This window comes from Vibrio sp. 10N.239.311.G01 (assembly GCF_041465805.1).
Classification (GTDB): Bacteria; Pseudomonadota; Gammaproteobacteria; order Enterobacterales; family Vibrionaceae; genus Vibrio; species Vibrio crassostreae_C.
Window position 1 is genome coordinate 1 of record NZ_JBFSRM010000014.1, and the last position, 17,907, is coordinate 17,907.

The following is a 17,907-nucleotide window of genomic DNA, read 5'->3' on the forward strand; positions in this document are numbered from 1 at the left end:
TTGGACATAAAAAGACCCCCAATAATTGGTGTCCAACTATTGGGGGTCAGTTCATTATGCGGCTTTTTATTTGGCTGTGATAAACTGTGTTTAGATGAATCTGGACGCTAACTATGACAAACCCAACCAACACTTTTCTACATACACTTTCTAATATTGCTCAGCATAACGATCACCGTTACGGCGTGGTCTTTGATGGCGAATTTGATTGGCAAAACTCAGCTGTTTTTACTTTCCTTCAAGACTCACACAGTCCGAGCATCTTCCAGATTGGCGGTACGCCATTTGAAGGTGTGATTCATGCTCCAGTAAAAAAAGGCCAACAACTGCTTGGTCGTGAGTGTCAGGTTCTTGTTTGTGATTTTAGAGAGCAGTTCGATGCGAATGGTTTTAGTGCCGCGTTGGGTTCGTTAGTTGGTGGTGGGCTGTTGTTGGTGTTGCCGCCAAAAGTTAATGCCTCTGAAGATAGTGAAAGCTTTGGTCAACGTTGGTTAAAACGTCATTTCGATAAACTGATGTCTGTTTCACAACACAATGAAGCCTGCGATGTAGTTCAAGCAACTCACGTTCTTCCTCAGATGCAAAGCGCCCAAAACGGATTGGATAAATTTGAACAGCAAAACACGGCTGTTGAATTAGTCAAAAAAGTGGTGTCTGGACACCGTAAACGTCCTTTGATTCTCACTGCGGATAGAGGGCGTGGTAAAAGTTCGACATTGGGTATTGCCGCTGCGCAGCTGTTAGTTGAGCGTCACGGGTTTAATATTGTTGTTACCGCACCTTCAGTGAAAGCGGTAGAGCCGGTATTTTCCCATGCTAGCCAAGGGTTGGAATCTTGCGAAGTGGTAAACGCTACTCACATTCGTCATCAAGGTGGCAGTTTAAGATTCGTCGCAACAGATGAATTACTTAAATCTAAGCCTGATTGCGATCTGTTATTGGTTGACGAAGCAGCTGCAATTCCAATTCCGATGCTTAAATCCATGGTCGACATCTATCACCGCATGGTTTTTTCGACCACGGTACACGGTTACGAAGGCAGTGGACGAGGGTTCGGTATTAAGTTTGAGTCTTGGCTTTCTGAGCATCGTCCGGGGTGGAAAGGCTTTAAGCTCGAACAACCGATTCGTTGGAATAGCAACGATCCGCTAGAAGCTTGGTTGTTTGATTGCTTCCTACTTGGTAATGACGCATCAGTCACTGAATCGGCGGTTGATGAAATCGAAGGCTTTTCTGCTGACGCAATCAACCAATTAAACTTGGGCGAGTTATCAAAATCAGAATGCTTGGCTAATCCTGAGCAGCTACAACAATGTTTTTCTCTTCTTGTGGATGCGCACTATCAGACCTCGCCTAATGACTTAATGCAGTTTCTCAACAATCCAGCAATCCGTTTATACGCCGCTTGGCAGCAAGGTGAATGTTTAGGTTGTATGTTGGTGACGGAAGAGGGTGGTTTGGACAGCGAGTTGATTACTCAAATTCAACTTGGAAAACGCAGGCCTCAAGGTCACCTTGCTCCAGTATTACTGGCAAACCAACTTGGCTGTACTCATGCGGCGAGCAGTCGTTGCCTTCGAGTGATGCGCATTGCTGTTTCAGCGCGTCATCAAGGTTTGGGTATTGGCCGTTGGATGTTGGCTCAGTTATCACAGCAAACCAGCCAAGCAGATTATCTCGCGACAAGTTTTGGCGCGACCAGCGAATTGATTTCTTTTTGGCGTGGTAGTGAATTTGAAGCTGTGCACATCGGCCACCAGCGAGATCAGGCCAGTGGCTGTCACTCGGTTCTGATGGTTAAGGCGCTTAACTCAAACTCTCAAGGCTGGATAAGCCAAGTTCAAAATCACTTCGAGCGTAGCTACTGTTTTCTTGTTTCAGGTTCTTTGGTTTCACTTGAAACCGATATGGTACGAGCGCTGCTGCCAAAGAGTGTTCACACTGTTAGCGAGTTTGAAACTCAGTTAGTTAGAAATCACGTGAACGGTGGCAACAGTTATGATGCGATCAGCTTCAGCGTACTGAACTTGATTCTACTCAGCAACGATCGAAACATAGGTATTTCTGACTTACTCATCGCAAAGGTTGTTCAGCAGAAAGAGTGGGGGACTTGTGTCGAACAGTTTAATCTTGTTGGTCGAAAACAAGCAGAGATTCAGTTTCGTAAAGATGTCGATGTTTTGCTAGCAAATTTACAGTGTAAATAGGCTAGCCATCATTTAAATAGACTGACCGCTACAAATTAGATTTACAGTGTAAATTAGAATCTTGGATTTACACTGTAAACTGAAGCTCCATATTGAAATCCGTTTTTACCCTGACTATCTGTTACATCACTTCTGTTTCATCTCTCCATGACAGCCTTTAATCTTCTAAAGCTATTCGCCTTTACTATCTTGCACCAATATCGAATCGACATTCAATCACACGAAATATTCTGAAAAAATCTTCCTATGTATTTGTAAAGGCGAAGCAGATCATAAAATGTGTAAGTCTTATTTATGAGTCATGTTTGCAGAATCGAAAGTAAGTGATGTGACGCTGATTATTCTAATAATGTGATACTCAGCGCAGAATGAATTATATAGACTGAATAACAACTGAGTCATTAGGGATACTCAATTCGAATGTGGGATAACATCGTTACATTGTCGGAAGACAAGCAACAAGTAATGGCATGTCTGCCAACCGGGATTGTGGTTGACGCAAGCTTTGATAAAAAGACGCTGCCACCAACCTTGGAAGCTTTGAATGCATCAAACTATTTTCTTTTCGAAGAAGAGGTGTTGCGTTTCGTTACTCTTGCTAAAGAAGGTAAGGGTGAAGCTTATGAAGGAATCTTGATTGCTGAAGTTCGAAATGCCACTGTTGCGGTCGAACTGTCTGATGATGAGATGTTGGCGAGTCTCGTGGTCACTGGTCCCTACAATGGACACCCACTGCGTGGTAGCGACATCATTCAGTGCTTATCTCTAGCTCAAATAACAAAAGGAATAAATAAGTTAGCGCTCAGAAAAGTTCTGATGATGAGTAGCAAACTTAAGCCCGGGGAAAAGTTTACTCAGCCCGTCGCTAAAGGGACACAACCAGTAAAAGGTAAGGATGCTAAGTTTGCCGCTTTGGTTGAAGATATTACTCGCCAAGTCTTGAAGCCTCGCAGCAAAGACGAAGGCAAGATTGATATGCGAGACTTGGGACAAACCATTACCGTCGGTCAAAATGATCACTTAATGAAACGAACCCCCGCTACCAAAGGCATCGCTGGCTTTACCGTTCAAGGCCGAATTATCCCACCGCTTCCTGGACAAGACAGTTTAATCAAGCCTGGAAAGGGCACTTACATCTCCCCTGAAGATCCCAATTTACTACTCGCCTCACACCCTGGATTGCCCATCATTAAAGACCGAACCATCGAAGTGGATGACGCCTTATGTGTCAGCAACGTCGATGTCTCAACTGGGCACGTTAAATTTAAAGGTAATGTCTTTGTCTCTGGCAACATCGAGCCGGGGATGATCGTCAAGGCGACCGGAAGTGTTACGGTTGGTGGCTTTATCGAATCGGCCGAAGTGCAAGCTCAGGGGGATATCAAAGTCGCCAAAGGCATTATCGGCCACACGACCAAAGAGGGTGAGCCAAAAAGTTGTAAGGTATTCAGTAAAGGCTCTATCACAGCAAGCTACGCACAGAATGCCGAGCTACAAACGGCCAATGACCTTCGACTTGGTGTGCACAGTATGAGTAACGACATTCGCTGTGGTAACAACCTTATCGTGATGGACAGCTTGAAAAAACACGGCACGCTAAGCGGTGGTGAAGCCAAAGTTGGCGGAAAAGTAGAATGTGTCTTCTTAGGTGTTGAGGGAGACACCGCAACTAAGGTACATGGTTTTGCGCGCTACGATGGTTACCGCCAAAAGATAGCTGAGCTGAAGGAAACTTATAAATACACTCAAGAGCAAACCATGGGTGTGATTCGCCAAGAGTTAGAATTTAAGAAGCGCCCGAAAGCAGAGAGAAGCGAAGAGCAAGCCCTAGAAATAGAGCAGCAACGTGAGAAGAATAACCTCGCAATAGAAAACACAAAGTCGCAGCTAGATACACTCGAAGCGGAGTTTGCAACCAACCTTGCTGAATGCACTGTAGAGGTACACGAAAAAGTGTATACCCGAGTGACGATTCAATTTGGTGATGAGACAGTCACAACCAAGCGAACCCATGGTGGAAGTGTTTTCTCATTCAACCAATACGAGATCCAATGTTCATTCAAGATGGAGCAAGAGGATATTGCTTTGTAGACTTTTGTGCTGAACACAAAGTTACGTATGGTTAAGGTGCCGATACTGACAAATAAAAAAGGGGAGCTGATGCTCCCCCTTTTGGTTTCTACTGATAATTATTTAGGTGGCTTGAGCGCTCTAACTAACGGCTCTCACTCGGCCTTGTTTAAGGTCTGAAAGAACCTGTGCTTTAGGACCATCTGCAATGATGCAGCCTTTCTCCATTACGATCACTCGATCGACAATGTCCAACATCGACGTTTTGTGTGTAATCAGAATTAACGTCTCGCTTGGTAGCAATTGGTTAAGTTGGTGTTTGATGTGCATCTCTGAACGGTTATCCATAGCACTGGTCGGCTCATCCATCAACAACACTGGCGGACGGCCAAGGAAGGCTCTAGCAATGGCAATTGACTGACGTTGACCACCAGACAGCAAGGCACCACCTTCACCCACTTGGCGTTCCAAACCTGCCGGATCTTGTTGAGTAAACGCGGTTACCCCTGCACGGTTTGCTGCATCCATCACGTCACGGTCATCTACTAAAGGGCGACCTAAAGTAATGTTGTCTCTTACCGAGCCGTAGAACAAGTTACTGTCTTGCGGAACACAACCTATATTGCGTCGTACGTCGACATGGTGAAGTTGCTCCATGTCAGTGTCGTCTATACGAACATGGCCTTCTGTGGGCTTGTAGAGGCCCATAATCAAGCGTTCTAATGTCGTTTTACCTGAACCGATACGCCCAATGATTGCTACTTTCTCACCTGGGCTAATATTGAGGGTTAAGTCTCTAATAGAAGCCACGGGTGAATCTGGGTAGTGGAACGTCACTTTATCTAGCGCGATATGACCCTGAATAATCGGACGGTGGATGTAGCGCTTACCTTCTTCTTGTTCATCTGGCATCGACATCACTTGCTCAATCAGAGTCATTGATGACTTCGCTTGGTTGTAACGAGTCGAAAGCAAAGACAGCTGAACAAGCGGGCCAATCGCTCGGCCGCTCAACATGGTTGCAGCGATCAAGCCACCCATCGTAAGTTCACCTTCTGCAATTAGATACACGCCAAAGATGATCATACCAACGTTAGTACTTTGCTGAACAAAGCCGGCGGTGTTTTGGATGCTGTCAGTGATGCGTCGGCTTTTGATATTCCAATTCGCCATGTGAGCAACAGCTTCTTCCCAACGGAATTGGAATTGGCTTTGCGCGCTGAACAGCTTAACCGTCTCTAACCCTGCCAAACTCTCAATCAAGTTTGCGTACTTCTGCGAAGCAAGACGAGAGCCTTCTTCAATGGTGCGGCGCAGTGGGCCTTGGATTAGCAATGCATAGACGATCAAAATGACCACGCCAGCAACGGGAACGAATACAAGGTTTCCAGCCATTAGCCAAATTAGCGCTAAGAACATCAGTGCGAACGGTAAGTCGATTAACGAGCCAATGGTTGCAGAGGTAAAGAATTCACGAATGGATTCGAACTCTTGCAAGTTTTTAGCGAAAGCACCGACGGAAGCAGGCTTCGCTTCCATACGAATCCCCAGTACTTTACTGAACAGCTTGGAGGAAATGAGAATATCGGATTTCTTACCGGCAACATCAATGAAGTAGCTTCGCATCAATTTGAGCAGCAAATCGAATAGGAACACGACAAAGATACCACTCGCTAGCACCCACAAAGTTTCAAAGGCGAGGTTAGGGACTACTTTGTCGTACACCAAGCGAGTGAACATCGGCGCGGCAATTGCGAAGATGTTGATCAGAATGGAGGCGATCAACACATCTCGGTAGATGTTTTTAGATTCCCAAATCGTGCTCCAAAACCAATGCCCTTTACGTGTTTTTAGAACCTCTGGTGAACGTTCATCATAGCGAAACTGCTTCTTTACCAAGAAGTAGCGGCCGATGAATTGTTCTTTCAGCTCTTCGACAGGAATGATGATTGGCACCATTCCGCTTTCCGCAGTAATGATTTCCGCTTCTTGCTTCTCTAAATCGATACTGTTGAGGACGCACGCCTCACCTTGTTTAAGCAGTAAAACGGCAGGCAGAATCAGGTGAGGAATCTTTTCTAAGTCGGAACGGTTTTCTTTCGCCACCAATCCTGCTCGCTCAGCAGAACGTGGGAATAGGAAAGGGGTTAGCTTTCCGTCTGATAGTGGTAGCCCATTGATCAACGCTTCGGGCGAGTTAGCTAACCCGTAATACCGACTAACGTAGATCAGTGAGTTTAATAGTGGATCTTGCATGCGATATAACCCTTACAACTATTTATCAACAATGAAGCCTTGGAACACTTCTACGTAGTTATCAGACAGGATATCTAGCTGAGTCTGAGTTTCTATTCGAGACGCAATGGTGGTTATGCCTAGGTTGTGAGCGGTTCTAGAGATCGACGTTAAGGTGAATTTCTGTTTTTCATCATCAAGGTTGTGCGTAAACAAGTAATCCAACTTCACATAGCTTGGGCGGTACTCGTTGATGTAATCCAATGATTGGAAATTACGTCCGTAGTTATCAACCCCGAATACGGACTCAGCGTTACGAATGGTGTTACACAGCAGCGCCGTGTAGTGCGGAACATTGATGAAACAATTTTCTGGAATCTCAAAATGCAACAGGTGAGCAATTGAGGCATTGTGTTCAAGAGTTTTACCAATCCAGCGGATGAAGCTTGGCTGAGAAATACTGCTTGGCGAAATATTGATAGCAACGGGGCTCGTGACTTCTTTCGCATTCAGTTTCTCTATCATCTTCTCGATAACGTATTGGTCGAGAATGTGGCTCATTTCTAACTGTTCTAGTGCGTATAGATATTGGTTTGCACCGTAACGAACCCCCTCTTTTTCAATCGCAGAGAACACCTCTTGGTGATACGTTTTACCAAAGGCATTGTTTGCAGCCTGCAAACGGAAGGTAATGAGGTCGTTGATGATCGCTTCTTCAACCAACATACGCCATTGTTGTTTGCCCATCACTGCGCCGTGATCGTCTGCGGTTACGTAGCCGTAAGCAAGTTCTCGATTCGCCTTGGCACTTGAGAGTGCGTTATCCACCAGCGACATGATTTCAGTACTGGTTTTACGCTTGTTGCTGTAGGTCACACCAAGAGCAATATGTGGATTCGCAGTGCCTGTTGGGTCTGAACCTAGGCTCTGGATACAGTTTACGATGCTGCTCGCGACAAGTTTCAGTTCGCTCTCATCAATGTTTGGCATGATGAAACCGAACTCGTCACTAGAAATACGAGCGATGGTGATATCTGGAGATGAAATTGAAGCTTGCAGCTGTTCAGCCAGTTGATGAACCAAGGCATCACCTTCTTGATAGCCCTTTTCATCGTACTCTTCACTGATAAACTCCGCTTTAAGTACCGCTAAACCACCTAAGCTCGACTCCTCTAACCATTGAGTTAACTGAGACATGTAGTAAGCACGATTACCTAGCTGAGATACAGGGTCGATATATGCTCTTTCACGTAACTTCTGAGCTTCTTTCGCTTGGTTTTTAAATGCCAGTTCAACTTGAGTCGACATGTGGTTGATACCATCGACAACCAAGGTGAGATCTTTTGTCTTTGGACGAGCCAGAGGTTCGCCAAACTGATTCTTGGCGATCTGATCCATCTTGGTAATGATCAACGAGAGCGGGCGTAAAGCGCGCTTAAGGATCCAAGAGATAGACACCAAACCGAGCAAGAAGATCGTGCCAAATATGCTCAGTAAGCGGATGAATGCTTGCCAAAGTTGATCGTAGGCAGGGCCTGGGTGACTTACGATCTCGACCTCGGCCAATTGCATCCAGCCACTGGTGATCACGCGGCGGTCATGAACAGGCTCGAACAGGTTTAGGTTGGTAAACCACTCTGGTACGCCAGTTGGCTTTACAGGGTATGAGCGGAGAATGTCTTCACCGCTATCGAGAAAGATCAATCGAACGACTGAGTAAGAACTGCCATCAAACAGGGCGTTGATAACAGACTCCACTGCCACCTTGTCCTTTTCTTCTAGGTAAGGGGCGAGAGCCAGTCCAACAGTATTAATGGTATTACTTACCTCAGAGCGTTGCTGCTCCTCTAAGTATCCACGGGTGGTATTGAATTCGATCATAAAAACTGACGTCATCAGCAGTATGAACACTGCAACCATCCCGACCACAAGCTGTTTATATAAAGTCATTGTACCTACTCATCGTAATTGATAATGGGTTTGTTTAATTTTAGAGAGCGCTCACGTGAACGTAAGTCGTTCCATAAGCTCAATCTTGAAGATTTCCCTGCCAATTTGCCGCTGCCTGCTGCCGACTTGATCAACCAAAGGTTTTTACCGTTAAAACTGTAAATTGGTCGTAGATCTGGGCGTTTGGAACCGCGTTTAATTTCAGGGTTTAAGTTGTCCAAAATTAATGGCTCTGCACTCGGTGTTGAGTAGTAAGCTAACACCATGTGGAACTGGTTTAGTTCCAGTGCTTTTACGTACACTAATCGTAATTTCTTATCTGGGACGCCCAGTTCAAGCAAAGAGAAGTATTTTGCGATTGTGAAGTCTTCACAATCACCGGCGTTGCTGCCTAAAAATTCCAGTGGTGTTGCCCAGTAGTCATTCTTTCCCCACAGTATGTTGTCATCGACAAAGTACATCTGGTTGAAGAACTGGTTTACCGACCTGAGCTTCTCTTTTTCACTTAATCCGTCGTATGACGTCATATTTGAGCGCCATGTCGCCACTCGCTTTCCGGCTCTATCGCCGTAGGTTTTGGTCACTGCATCTATCCACCGTTGGTCGCTCTTGTTGAGCGCCACAGAGGTGAAAGAGGTGAGGACCAGCAGCAATAGCGAAATCCGAGACTTCATAGCCTCTGCTCTTGTCTATTTGCTGTGTATTGAAAGGCGTTATCAAACATCAAACGTCCTTACTCTTTTAGTGCATTGTTTTGAGCGCTTAATAGTGGCTTCAACATGTACTCAAGCACGGTTCTTTTACCCGTGATGATATCGACAGAGGCGGTCATACCTGGAATGATTGGCAACTCTTCGTTCTGTCCAAAATTGTGTTTTTCGGTGCGCACGCGCACGATATAGAAGCTATTGCCTTCTTCATCTTGAGTGGTATCGGCACTGATGTGCTCTAACACGCCTTCTAGACCACCGTACTTAGTGAAGTCATAAGCACTGAATTTAACGATGGCAGTCAATTCTGGGCGTAGGAACGCGATATCTTGCGGGGCGATTTTCGCTTCAACCAATAGAGAGTCTTCTGTTGGTACAATCTCAACGATGTCCATACCCGGTTGGATAACCCCGCCGACAGTATTAATACCCAATGTTTTAACTGTGCCTGTTACAGGAGAAACCACCACGGTACGGTTTACTCTGTCTTCTAGGCCAACGGCAGATTCGGTCATTGCAGAGAGCTTGTCTTGGGCTTGATTGAGTTTTTCTTGTTGTTCGGAGCGGAAGTTCAGTGCGGCGTCAATACGGCTGAGCATGGATTCTTTGATTGCTGAGCGTAAAAGAGGAATTTTTAGCTCGCTCGAAGTCATTTCTCGGCGAGTGTCGTTCACTTGTCTTTGCAGTTTAAGTAATTCAATTCGTGGTACCACCCCTTCATCGGCGAGAGGTTTGGTGATATCCAGTTCTTGGCGAGCAAACTGGTAGCTCTGTTTTAGGTTTCGAACACGCGCTTTAATCTCAACTAGGTCTTGCTGTTTCTGTTCAACTTGTTGATCAAAAACGGAAAGCTGGTTTCTCAGATTATTGAGATCTTGACGGTATTCTGCTTTTTGACGATTAACCAGTTGAGGTTGAAGTTCATAGAATTTAGGTGGGAACGCAAGCTTGCCATAATCGAGAGTGACACTTTTCTTCCATTCTTTTTCAGAGAATTCTTCATTGATGACAACACTGGTCAGGGAAGCGGAAAGCATTAACACGTTGGCGGTCAAGTTCGCGACTTGTTGTTCACGTTCGCGGAAGTCAGAACGGAATCGTGTGTCATCGATTAACAGCAGTTGTTGACCTTTTTGAACGCGTTGGCCTTCTTTAACTAAGATTTCTTTAACCAAGCCACCTTCAAGGTTTTGTACCACTTGGATCTGAGAGGAGGGGATCACTTTGCCTTGGCCAACGGTAACTTTGTCGATCTCTGCCCATGCAGACCACCCAATAGCAGCAATAAAAAACAGAACGATCACCCACAACATAATTCGCGCACTGGTGGGCGTATTGAGGAGTAGTGCCGCTGTTTTATCATCGACATACTCAAGCTCGGTCTCGTTCAATTTGCTGAAATTTTTCTGACTCATAACAGTCCTTGTTCGCTAAATAAAAGTGCAAGCCTATTGAGTGTATTCTTACTTTTGATAAATGTTAAGATTTTGCTCATTTAAATCTTTGAATTTATATATTTTTTTAAGACTTATCGGTTCTTGAAATCTGTTTTATCGAGTTGGTGCTTTCTTAGTTTGTCATACAATGTTTTTCGCGACACCTGCAGCTCTTGTTGTACCTCTTTTAAACGACCTTGATGGCGATGTAGCGCCTCAATCAAGATAATTTGTTCAAAGCTATCGGTGCGTTGGTTCAACGACTGTTGTTGCTCTTCAATGCTCATATCGAGTTCATTTTGCTCATCAGTATCGCTGTCGAGCGACGGCTGCTTAATTTGAGTCAGCACTCTGAGTTCAGCATGTTGGCGAAGCTGACGAATGTTCTCCGTCCAATGCGTTGCAATGAGTCGCTGAATCTCTTTTTCTGTAATGACGGGTGGCGGCAGTTGATAGCGACTGGCTGCACCACGAGCAAAGTGTTTGAACAAAGAGCCAATATCTTCCGTTCTTTGCGCCAAGGGTAGTAAATTAAATCGGCGCAGTTCACCTGTAATTGTAGTAGGAACTACTGTAGTTGCGATAATGATACAAGTTGCATTGGTCTTGCATGAGTTTTCACGAAGTAGAGTGGGTTTTAGGTTCGCTAACCACAGCCATTGATCCTGAGTTAGTGCTTCTGTCTCATGGATATAGAGTGTTCCACCTTGATGCTTCAAGAACAGTTGCAAAATAAACTGATGGAATGTCGCTTCGTCACTGCGTGGCAAATTAAACGCAGCGACAGGGCAAAGCTCCGCGGTTTGATGACTGTGTAAATCATGGGTGTATTGTGCTGTGACCCTTTTCCCCGTCCCTAAATCACCAACAAATAATAGAAGTGGGTTAGTTTTGGTATCTAGGGTGATCAATTCTCGGCGTAATGCCTGCATTGATGGTGATTGACCAATCAGTTTCGGGCCAACCTGATTTTGCATTGCCAACTCTTTACGCAATAGGTTGTTCTCTTCAACCAGTGCGAGCTTATCTGCGGCTTTTTTAACGGCAGTGAGTAGGGCATCGACCACAAATGGCTTTTCCAGAAAATCGTAAGCACCGGCTTTCATCGCTGATACCGCGGTTTGCACGTCACCATGTCCGGTAAGTACGATGACCTGAAAATGAGGATTTTGACTCAGCAACTTTTGCGTTAATTGAATGCCATCCATTACCGGCATGTGAATATCGGTGATGACAATTCCGGCTTGCGTGGTATCTATTTTCTTTAATGCCTCAATAGCATTGGGAAAGCCGACGATATCGATACCTTCAATGAGCATGGCTTGTTCTACCGAGTCTCGAATGGCGGGTTCATCGTCGACAAAATAGAGTTTAGGCATAGAGTGCAAAAGCCGATTCCTTAGCTGTAGGTGAGATTAGCAGTAATGTGAAATTCGTTTTCCGTTAACAATAACAACGGCGTGTTAGCGCTTATCGTTATATAACGGGATGTTTAGCGAGAATACCATGCCTGAAGGCTCTAACCGGTTCGCGCTGATCGTGCCGTGATACGCTTCAATAATCCGTTTCGATATTGAAAGCCCTAGCCCTAAACCTTCCGGTTTGGTGGTAAAAAACGGGTCGAACAGCTGTTCTAGTTTGTCATCTGGCATGCCAATTCCGTTATCCCAAATGATCAGCTGACAAGAGTTGTGATGAAGTTGCCATTCGATGCCTATCTGTGGGCTAGCCTGTTGGTCAACGCTTTCCAGGTTTTGTTGCTCCTGCAAGATTTTCTGTTCAAGAACTTGTTGTTGCAGCGCTTGAATCGCGTTGTGAATCAGGTTCACTAGTACTTGTTCGAGTTCGGTTGGATGAATCGCAATATTGATGTCATCTGGCACCGTGCTTAGCCTTAGCGTAATGCCTTGCTTGATCATCAGCGCACTGAGAATGCTAGTGGCGTTATTGACCGCTTGATGCAGGTTCGCCACATGATGTTCTTGTTTGGTGACCTTGCGAGTAAAGACTTTGAGTCGCGCGATGATGTCGGTAATGGTGTTGTTGAGGCCAATCATTTTCTCAAGATTGCTTTTCACTAAATCGGTTCGTTCCATTTCCAGTAGCTTTAAGCTGTTTTCACTGTAGGTTCGCAGTGCTGCAAGCGGTTGGTTGATTTCGTGGTTAATGCTGGCTGACAGCTCACCGAGTACCGCTAATTTCGCGGTTTGTGTCAGCTCTTGCTCTGTCTGTTTCAACTTGGATTGCGACTCTTGGTATTGAAAAAGGGTTTGTTGCAGCTGTTGATTGGATTGCTTCAAGTAGTGGGTACGTTTATCTACGGTTTGTTCTAGGTTTTGGTTGAGTCGGGTCAACGCCACTTTCGCGAGATAAGTCTGGCGCCACGACCAAGCGATGAGCATCACCAAGCTGTAAATCACTACGAAGATGACATCGATCTGAAAGATTTTAATAAGTTCAGCTCTGGTCTCTTTTAGGGCGACGACTTGGTACTGGTTGTTGCTGATGGTAGCGGGGTAAAGATTAAAAGCACCAAGCTTGAATAACTGGTTGGCGGTGAGCTCTTTTCGGATTTCATTGGATTGAAGGTTGCTAGATTGATTGGCGTTGCTAGCTTCTGACTGAGATCTTGAAGAACGAAAGGCTTCGATGATCGAAATTTCGCTTTGACCGTATTGGCGTTGAAGTGCGATATCCGTTTGTTGTTGCTGCGTTAATGGCAACAGTGAATGATAAAGCCATGGAGCTTGGCTTGATAGAAAGACCACTTGGTTCGAGTCGAGTACTACGATCTCAAAGTCGTCGCTGGTCAGGATGTTTTCGAGGTTTTCTAAACTCACTTTTACGGTGATAACCCCCACAATGTGATTCTCAACATACAGCGGTGAAGACAGAAAATAACCGCGTACGTTCGAACGAGCGCCTAGCGCGACATATTGTGTGTTGTTACCTTGAATGGCAGAAGCAAAGTAGGGACGAAACGAGAAGTTCTCACCTACAAAGGTACGAGGCTTTTGGTAATTACTGGAAGCGACCACAGTACCGCTCGGGTCATGAATATAGATGGTGTCGGCTTGGCTTTGATTCGACCATTCAAACAGCAATTGATTGAGCTGCGCAGCGGAAATCTTGTTTGCTCGTTGTGATGAGTCAAAATAAGAGAGCAAGCGCGGGTCATGACTGAGCAAATCCGGGATCTGTTTGAATTTATCCAGTTCAGAATCGATTTGTAGATTGGCTTTATTCGCCGCTTCATCGAGTTGCTGAGTGACGATTTTTTCTTGGAATTGTACTGCCATAAAGTGGGTTGCGGTCAGCCCTGCAGCTCCCAATAACAATGAGAATAAAACAAAGGGCGTCATTAGGTTAGGCAGTATTTTGGTCACTCGGATCTCAGCTTGTCATCGGTTTGTATAAAGATTATCAATATGATGGAGAGAGTACCGAGATCTTGTTAACACAGAGCACCTTCTGTGAGACAAAACCATGGCTTAGACTTGTGTTTCAAAGGATTACGGCGCAAAATCACAAAAAAATTAAAAGGAGCAACCAAATGGAACTGACAGATATTCGTCGCGAATACGCTAAGGGTGGATTGAGACGCAAAGACTTGGCCGCAGACCCGATTGAGCAATTCAATCTATGGCTAGAGCAAGCCATTGAAGCGAAGTTGACGGACCCTACTGCCATGACAGTTGCTACGGTTGATGAAAATGGTCAGCCATTCCAACGAATTGTTCTGCTGAAGAATGTTGATAAAGACGGGTTCGTTTTTTACACCAACTTAGGTAGCCGCAAAGCGCACCAGCTTGAGCACAACAGCAAAATCAGTTTGCACTTCCCTTGGCATCCACTCGAACGACAAGTTCATATTACGGGCACGGCTGAAAAGCTGACCGCTATGGAAAATATGAAGTACTTCTCGTCACGTCCAAAAGAGAGCCAATTGGCCGCGATTGCAAGTAAGCAGAGTAGCCGCATTTCAGCGCGTGGGATTTTAGAAGGTAAGTATCTAGAGCTTAAACAGAAGTTTGCCAAAGGCGAGATTCCTGTGCCTTCTTTCTGGGGTGGCTTCCGAGTTCGTGTGGATAGTATTGAGTTCTGGCAGGGTGGTGAACACCGCTTGCACGACCGTTTCTTGTTCTCACGCCAAGACAACAGTTGGGATATTGATCGCCTAGCGCCTTAGGCTGCTTGATCGCTTAGCTGCTTAACAGATCCAAAAATGCCGTTGATTAGACTGATCAAATCAACGGCATTTTTTTGTCTGCATTTTCAGCTGAACAGTCAATCAGTCACTGTGAAGAACAACAGAGATCTGTTTTTTGAGCAGAGTTTCTGGGATCACTGAGCCCAATCCTGAATCCAATGCATACTCAATCAATTGGCTTTTACTGCGTGCATCAAACTTCTGTTTCAATCTGGCGACATGACCTTCGACCGTTTTGATTGAAATGTTTAACGTCGACGCGATGTACTGTGGTTTCTTGCCGAAAAGCAGTAAGAACAGTACCTCTGATTCTCTCGAAGTCAGCCGCTTTTGCAGCTTAGACACGCGCGGCTCTGACCCCGCAAGCGATGCCTGATCGCCTTTTGTTCCTGTGGCCTGACAAACCCAATGACCGACCTCTAAGATCGCGGTATCGGTAAGCTCTTGGCCATAGAAGATGGTGCCTTGGACGTTGTCGTCGTCATCAAGCCAAGGGGTTTTGGTAAAGATATGGGCGTGCCAGCGTCCGTCTGGATAGGGGTGAATATCGAGAATCTTAAGGGTACTGCGTGTATCCATTACATGTTTGTCTTGAGCCCTGAAATCTTGTGCGCACTCAGTGGTTTGACTGGGCATGTCGAAGTCGGTCAAGCCAGTACAAGTCTCATTGGGTTTTAAGCCAATCAATTGGTTGTAAGCAAGGTTGGCATACACGAAGACCGAGTCAGTATCTTTGCAGCCCCAGCAGCCTGGAAGTTGTTCGAATAAAGAACGATGTATGGAGTTGAGTGGATCTGGCAAGGTTTTATCTCGTAAGCTGAGGTATGGCAATGATATCAGTTTCTTATAGCGCTGCAATGGCAATTAGAGTACGAAAAATAAGGGGTGACTGACAGTTAAACGGACTGTTGATTAACTGTGTCAATCACGGAGAATCGATGGGCATAAAGGGTGATAATCAGGCAAAAAAAAGCCAGCCTGAAGAGGGGCTGGCTAAAGACAAGATATGCCTTGTCGACATGTAGAAGATTTTCAGTCTAATTTACGAGGGTCAGGTAAATTAAACTGAGGCATCAATTTGATACCCAGAGTGACTTACTACTCTATCGACGAATCTACTCCTAGGAGTGCTTATGCATAAGGGGGGAATTCCCCTATAAATGTTGCTCAATGTGATAATTGAGAACCTAGAGTAAATATTTGGGGTTCTGAGCCTATGACTGGGAGCCTACAGCTCTCGTACTACTCGGAATCCTAGATAGTTCGCTGCCGTTGAAGGCGGTACGTACAGTTCGTTAAACACTTTTGCTTCTTCAGGAGAGAAGCTCCACGCGCCACCTTTCGCTAGGCCTTTCTGAACGGTTGTCCATTCCCATACATTACCCACCATGTCGTAGAAGCCTGTTGGTGTTGGTTGGAATGACTTAACCGGAGATGTACTAACGTTTGACCATGGTGTACCCGCCCAGCCAGTGTTGGCTTTGCCTGAACGGAATTCATTGCCCCACCAGAAGTTGGTGTCTTGGCCAGCTCTTGCTGCAGCTTCCCACTCTTGTGGTGTTGGCAAGCGGTAAGTGAAGCCGGTGTTTTTAGATAACCAACGTGTATAAGCTTTGGCATCGTTTTGGCTAACACAAACTACCGGTGAGTTATTAGCTTGCTTAAAGCCTGGGTTCTGCCAGTCTTTATCTGAAACGGTTGTGATCTCTGCATTGACGAATGTATCGCAGGTGTTCATCAGCTCAGCGTCTGTCTGGTAGCCTGTGTTTTTTACGAATGCTTTGAAGTCTTGAACACGGGTTGGTGTTGCGGCTAATGCAAACGGCTGTTTGATCGTCACTTGTTGTGCGTTATTTTCACCCAGTAGGTAGCGACCCGAGCCGACAACAATCATTTCAGGGCTCTGAATGTCGTTACCCATCGGATCGGCAAACTTGGTGCCGACATTTAATGAATTCTGTTTCGCTTGCAATACGGCTCGTAGGTTGTGATCGCGGGCTATCTTCAGCTCTTGATGGAAAGAAAGGTAGCCTTCTTTTTCGATCGTGACCATGTGTTGGCCCGTCGGTAACATCACTTCAACCGGTGTACTGCCATAGTTCACGCCGTTGATAGAAACATTGTCGTTGTATTGATTTGAACGCACCACCAAGTTAACCCAAGCAACTTCTTTTTGCTGGTCGTTGGCTTGTTGCTCGCTTTGTGTGAAACAGTTTGATGACTGAATACCAAGCAGGCGACAAGGTGTGTTCTTATCTGGACGAGTTTCTAGGTTCGCCGCAATCACCGCTCGGTAACGGTTATCTTCAGAGAAGCCAGAGGATTTCACTTTGTGTTGCAGAACGTGAATGTTCAGCGAAGCAGACGCAAGGTGCTCTTTCACTGTTTTCGATTCAGTCGCGTTATCGATTAGGCTGTGTTGGAATTGTTTTACCGCTTTTTGAAGTGCCAAAGTCACCGTTTGGTCTGAACACTGCGCCAGTGTCATATCGCTGCTGCAACGGTTGGTAAAGCTAACAGTTTGCTCTTCCGTCTGAGTGATCTCGTATCTTAGTCGCTCTGCTCTTGCTCTTAGCTTGTCTTGGTTTAGGTTTGCGATTGAAGCTTCTGCCGCGGCTTTCTCGGCTTGGATAGCCTCAAGCTCCATCACCAAGCCTTGCTGCTTTTGCTCTGAGTCTGAAATCGCAAGTTTGCCTTCTTTTACGGTTTTCCAAGCGTCTTGGAAGCGTTTTTGAGCAAGCGAGATATCGAAATCGGGATCATCAATCATGCGCGTGTAATCTTGCTCTAGGCTGGCTTTTGCCTTTGCGAGTGTTTGCTCTGCTTGAGCTGATAACTCAGCTAGACGTGCCGTTTGCTGCGCCTGATTGTCGACTTCGTTTTGTTTGTCGGCTAATTTCTTTTCAACAGCCGTTAAGTCGGCATGCTTTTCAAAAAGTGAGCTTTCAATGTCGGTGACAGATGACGCGATCGCTGGTGGTGTTGCCTCAGCAAAAACAGCTGGCGTCATTAAGCATGGAGCAAGTGCAAATAATAGAGTAGGAAGACCTTGGCGCATGATGGGCTACTTCAATCGTAATTTAGGTTAA

11 protein-coding genes are annotated in these 17,907 nt (G+C 45.5%); 3 read left to right on the top strand and 8 right to left on the bottom strand.

Translation table 11 applies throughout. From position 1 onward, the window contains the following. Positions 1–113: 113 nt before the first annotated feature. Together AB6D06_RS12660 and AB6D06_RS12665 are read left to right on the top strand one after the other, a co-directional pair. Positions 114–2,207, top strand: a complete 2,094-nt coding sequence (locus AB6D06_RS12660) for a GNAT family N-acetyltransferase (protein ID WP_372110379.1) — start codon at positions 114–116, stop codon at positions 2,205–2,207. 420 nt (positions 2,208–2,627) lie between these two features. Further along, positions 2,628–4,298 carry a DUF342 domain-containing protein gene (locus tag AB6D06_RS12665; protein ID WP_372110380.1) on the top strand — a complete coding sequence of 557 codons (1,671 nt, stop codon included), beginning with the start codon at positions 2,628–2,630 and terminating at the stop codon, positions 4,296–4,298. A 120-nt stretch (positions 4,299–4,418) separates the two neighbouring features. Here the strand turns inward: AB6D06_RS12665 and AB6D06_RS12670 are convergent, their stop codons facing one another. From AB6D06_RS12670 to AB6D06_RS12695, 6 genes are all read right to left on the bottom strand, one after another. Then, positions 4,419–6,533, bottom strand: coding sequence for a type I secretion system permease/ATPase (locus AB6D06_RS12670; RefSeq protein ID WP_017061209.1), 2,115 nt, complete (start codon positions 6,531–6,533; stop codon positions 4,419–4,421). An 18-nt stretch (positions 6,534–6,551) separates the two neighbouring features. Further along, on the bottom strand, positions 6,552–8,462 hold the full coding sequence (locus tag AB6D06_RS12675; RefSeq protein WP_372110382.1) for a LapD/MoxY N-terminal periplasmic domain-containing protein: 1,911 nt from the start codon (positions 8,460–8,462) through the stop codon (positions 6,552–6,554). A gap of 5 nt (positions 8,463–8,467) precedes the next feature. Further along, positions 8,468–9,136 (bottom strand): transglutaminase-like cysteine peptidase, encoded by a 669-nt coding sequence (locus AB6D06_RS12680; RefSeq protein ID WP_019823329.1) that lies wholly within the window; start codon positions 9,134–9,136, stop codon positions 8,468–8,470. A 59-nt stretch (positions 9,137–9,195) separates the two neighbouring features. Next, positions 9,196–10,587 (bottom strand): HlyD family type I secretion periplasmic adaptor subunit, encoded by a 1,392-nt coding sequence (locus AB6D06_RS12685; RefSeq protein WP_017061206.1) that lies wholly within the window; start codon positions 10,585–10,587, stop codon positions 9,196–9,198. A 113-nt stretch (positions 10,588–10,700) separates the two neighbouring features. Then, the gene (locus tag AB6D06_RS12690) at positions 10,701–11,987 is read right to left on the bottom strand and encodes a sigma-54 dependent transcriptional regulator (RefSeq protein ID WP_017066341.1); all 1,287 of its coding nucleotides are present in this window, start codon (positions 11,985–11,987) and stop codon (positions 10,701–10,703) included. 84 nt (positions 11,988–12,071) lie between these two features. Then, on the bottom strand, positions 12,072–13,994 hold the full coding sequence (locus tag AB6D06_RS12695) for an ATP-binding protein (RefSeq protein ID WP_372110384.1): 1,923 nt from the start codon (positions 13,992–13,994) through the stop codon (positions 12,072–12,074). 167 nt (positions 13,995–14,161) lie between these two features. On the opposite strand from AB6D06_RS12695, the gene pdxH reads away from it, so the two are divergent. Continuing rightward, positions 14,162–14,797 (top strand): pyridoxamine 5'-phosphate oxidase, encoded by a 636-nt coding sequence (pdxH, locus tag AB6D06_RS12700; RefSeq protein WP_017061203.1) that lies wholly within the window; start codon positions 14,162–14,164, stop codon positions 14,795–14,797. A gap of 102 nt (positions 14,798–14,899) precedes the next feature. On the opposite strand, the gene AB6D06_RS12705 is transcribed toward pdxH, so the two are convergent. Together AB6D06_RS12705 and AB6D06_RS12710 are read right to left on the bottom strand one after the other, a co-directional pair. Next, positions 14,900–15,682, bottom strand: coding sequence for a helix-turn-helix transcriptional regulator (locus tag AB6D06_RS12705; protein WP_032547136.1), 783 nt, complete (start codon positions 15,680–15,682; stop codon positions 14,900–14,902). 364 nt (positions 15,683–16,046) lie between these two features. Continuing rightward, positions 16,047–17,876 (bottom strand): SUMF1/EgtB/PvdO family nonheme iron enzyme, encoded by a 1,830-nt coding sequence (locus tag AB6D06_RS12710; protein ID WP_372110386.1) that lies wholly within the window; start codon positions 17,874–17,876, stop codon positions 16,047–16,049. Positions 17,877–17,907: the final 31 nt, after the last annotated feature.

Bases quoted from the DNA above. Each gene is read 5' to 3' on its own strand.
- AB6D06_RS12690 (WP_017066341.1), bottom strand. From the start codon at position 11,987: ATGCCTAAACTCTATTTTGTCGACGATGAACCCGCCATTCGAGACTCG.
- AB6D06_RS12680 (WP_019823329.1), bottom strand. From the start codon at position 9,136: ATGAAGTCTCGGATTTCGCTATTGCTGCTGGTCCTCACCTCTTTCACC.
- AB6D06_RS12675 (WP_372110382.1), bottom strand. From the start codon at position 8,462: ATGACTTTATATAAACAGCTTGTGGTCGGGATGGTTGCAGTGTTCATA.
- pdxH (WP_017061203.1), top strand. From the start codon at position 14,162: ATGGAACTGACAGATATTCGTCGCGAATACGCTAAGGGTGGATTGAGA.
- AB6D06_RS12660 (WP_372110379.1), top strand. From the start codon at position 114: ATGACAAACCCAACCAACACTTTTCTACATACACTTTCTAATATTGCT.
- AB6D06_RS12665 (WP_372110380.1), top strand. From the start codon at position 2,628: ATGTGGGATAACATCGTTACATTGTCGGAAGACAAGCAACAAGTAATG.
- AB6D06_RS12685 (WP_017061206.1), bottom strand. From the start codon at position 10,587: ATGAGTCAGAAAAATTTCAGCAAATTGAACGAGACCGAGCTTGAGTAT.
- AB6D06_RS12670 (WP_017061209.1), bottom strand. From the start codon at position 6,533: ATGCAAGATCCACTATTAAACTCACTGATCTACGTTAGTCGGTATTAC.
- AB6D06_RS12710 (WP_372110386.1), bottom strand. From the start codon at position 17,876: ATGCGCCAAGGTCTTCCTACTCTATTATTTGCACTTGCTCCATGCTTA.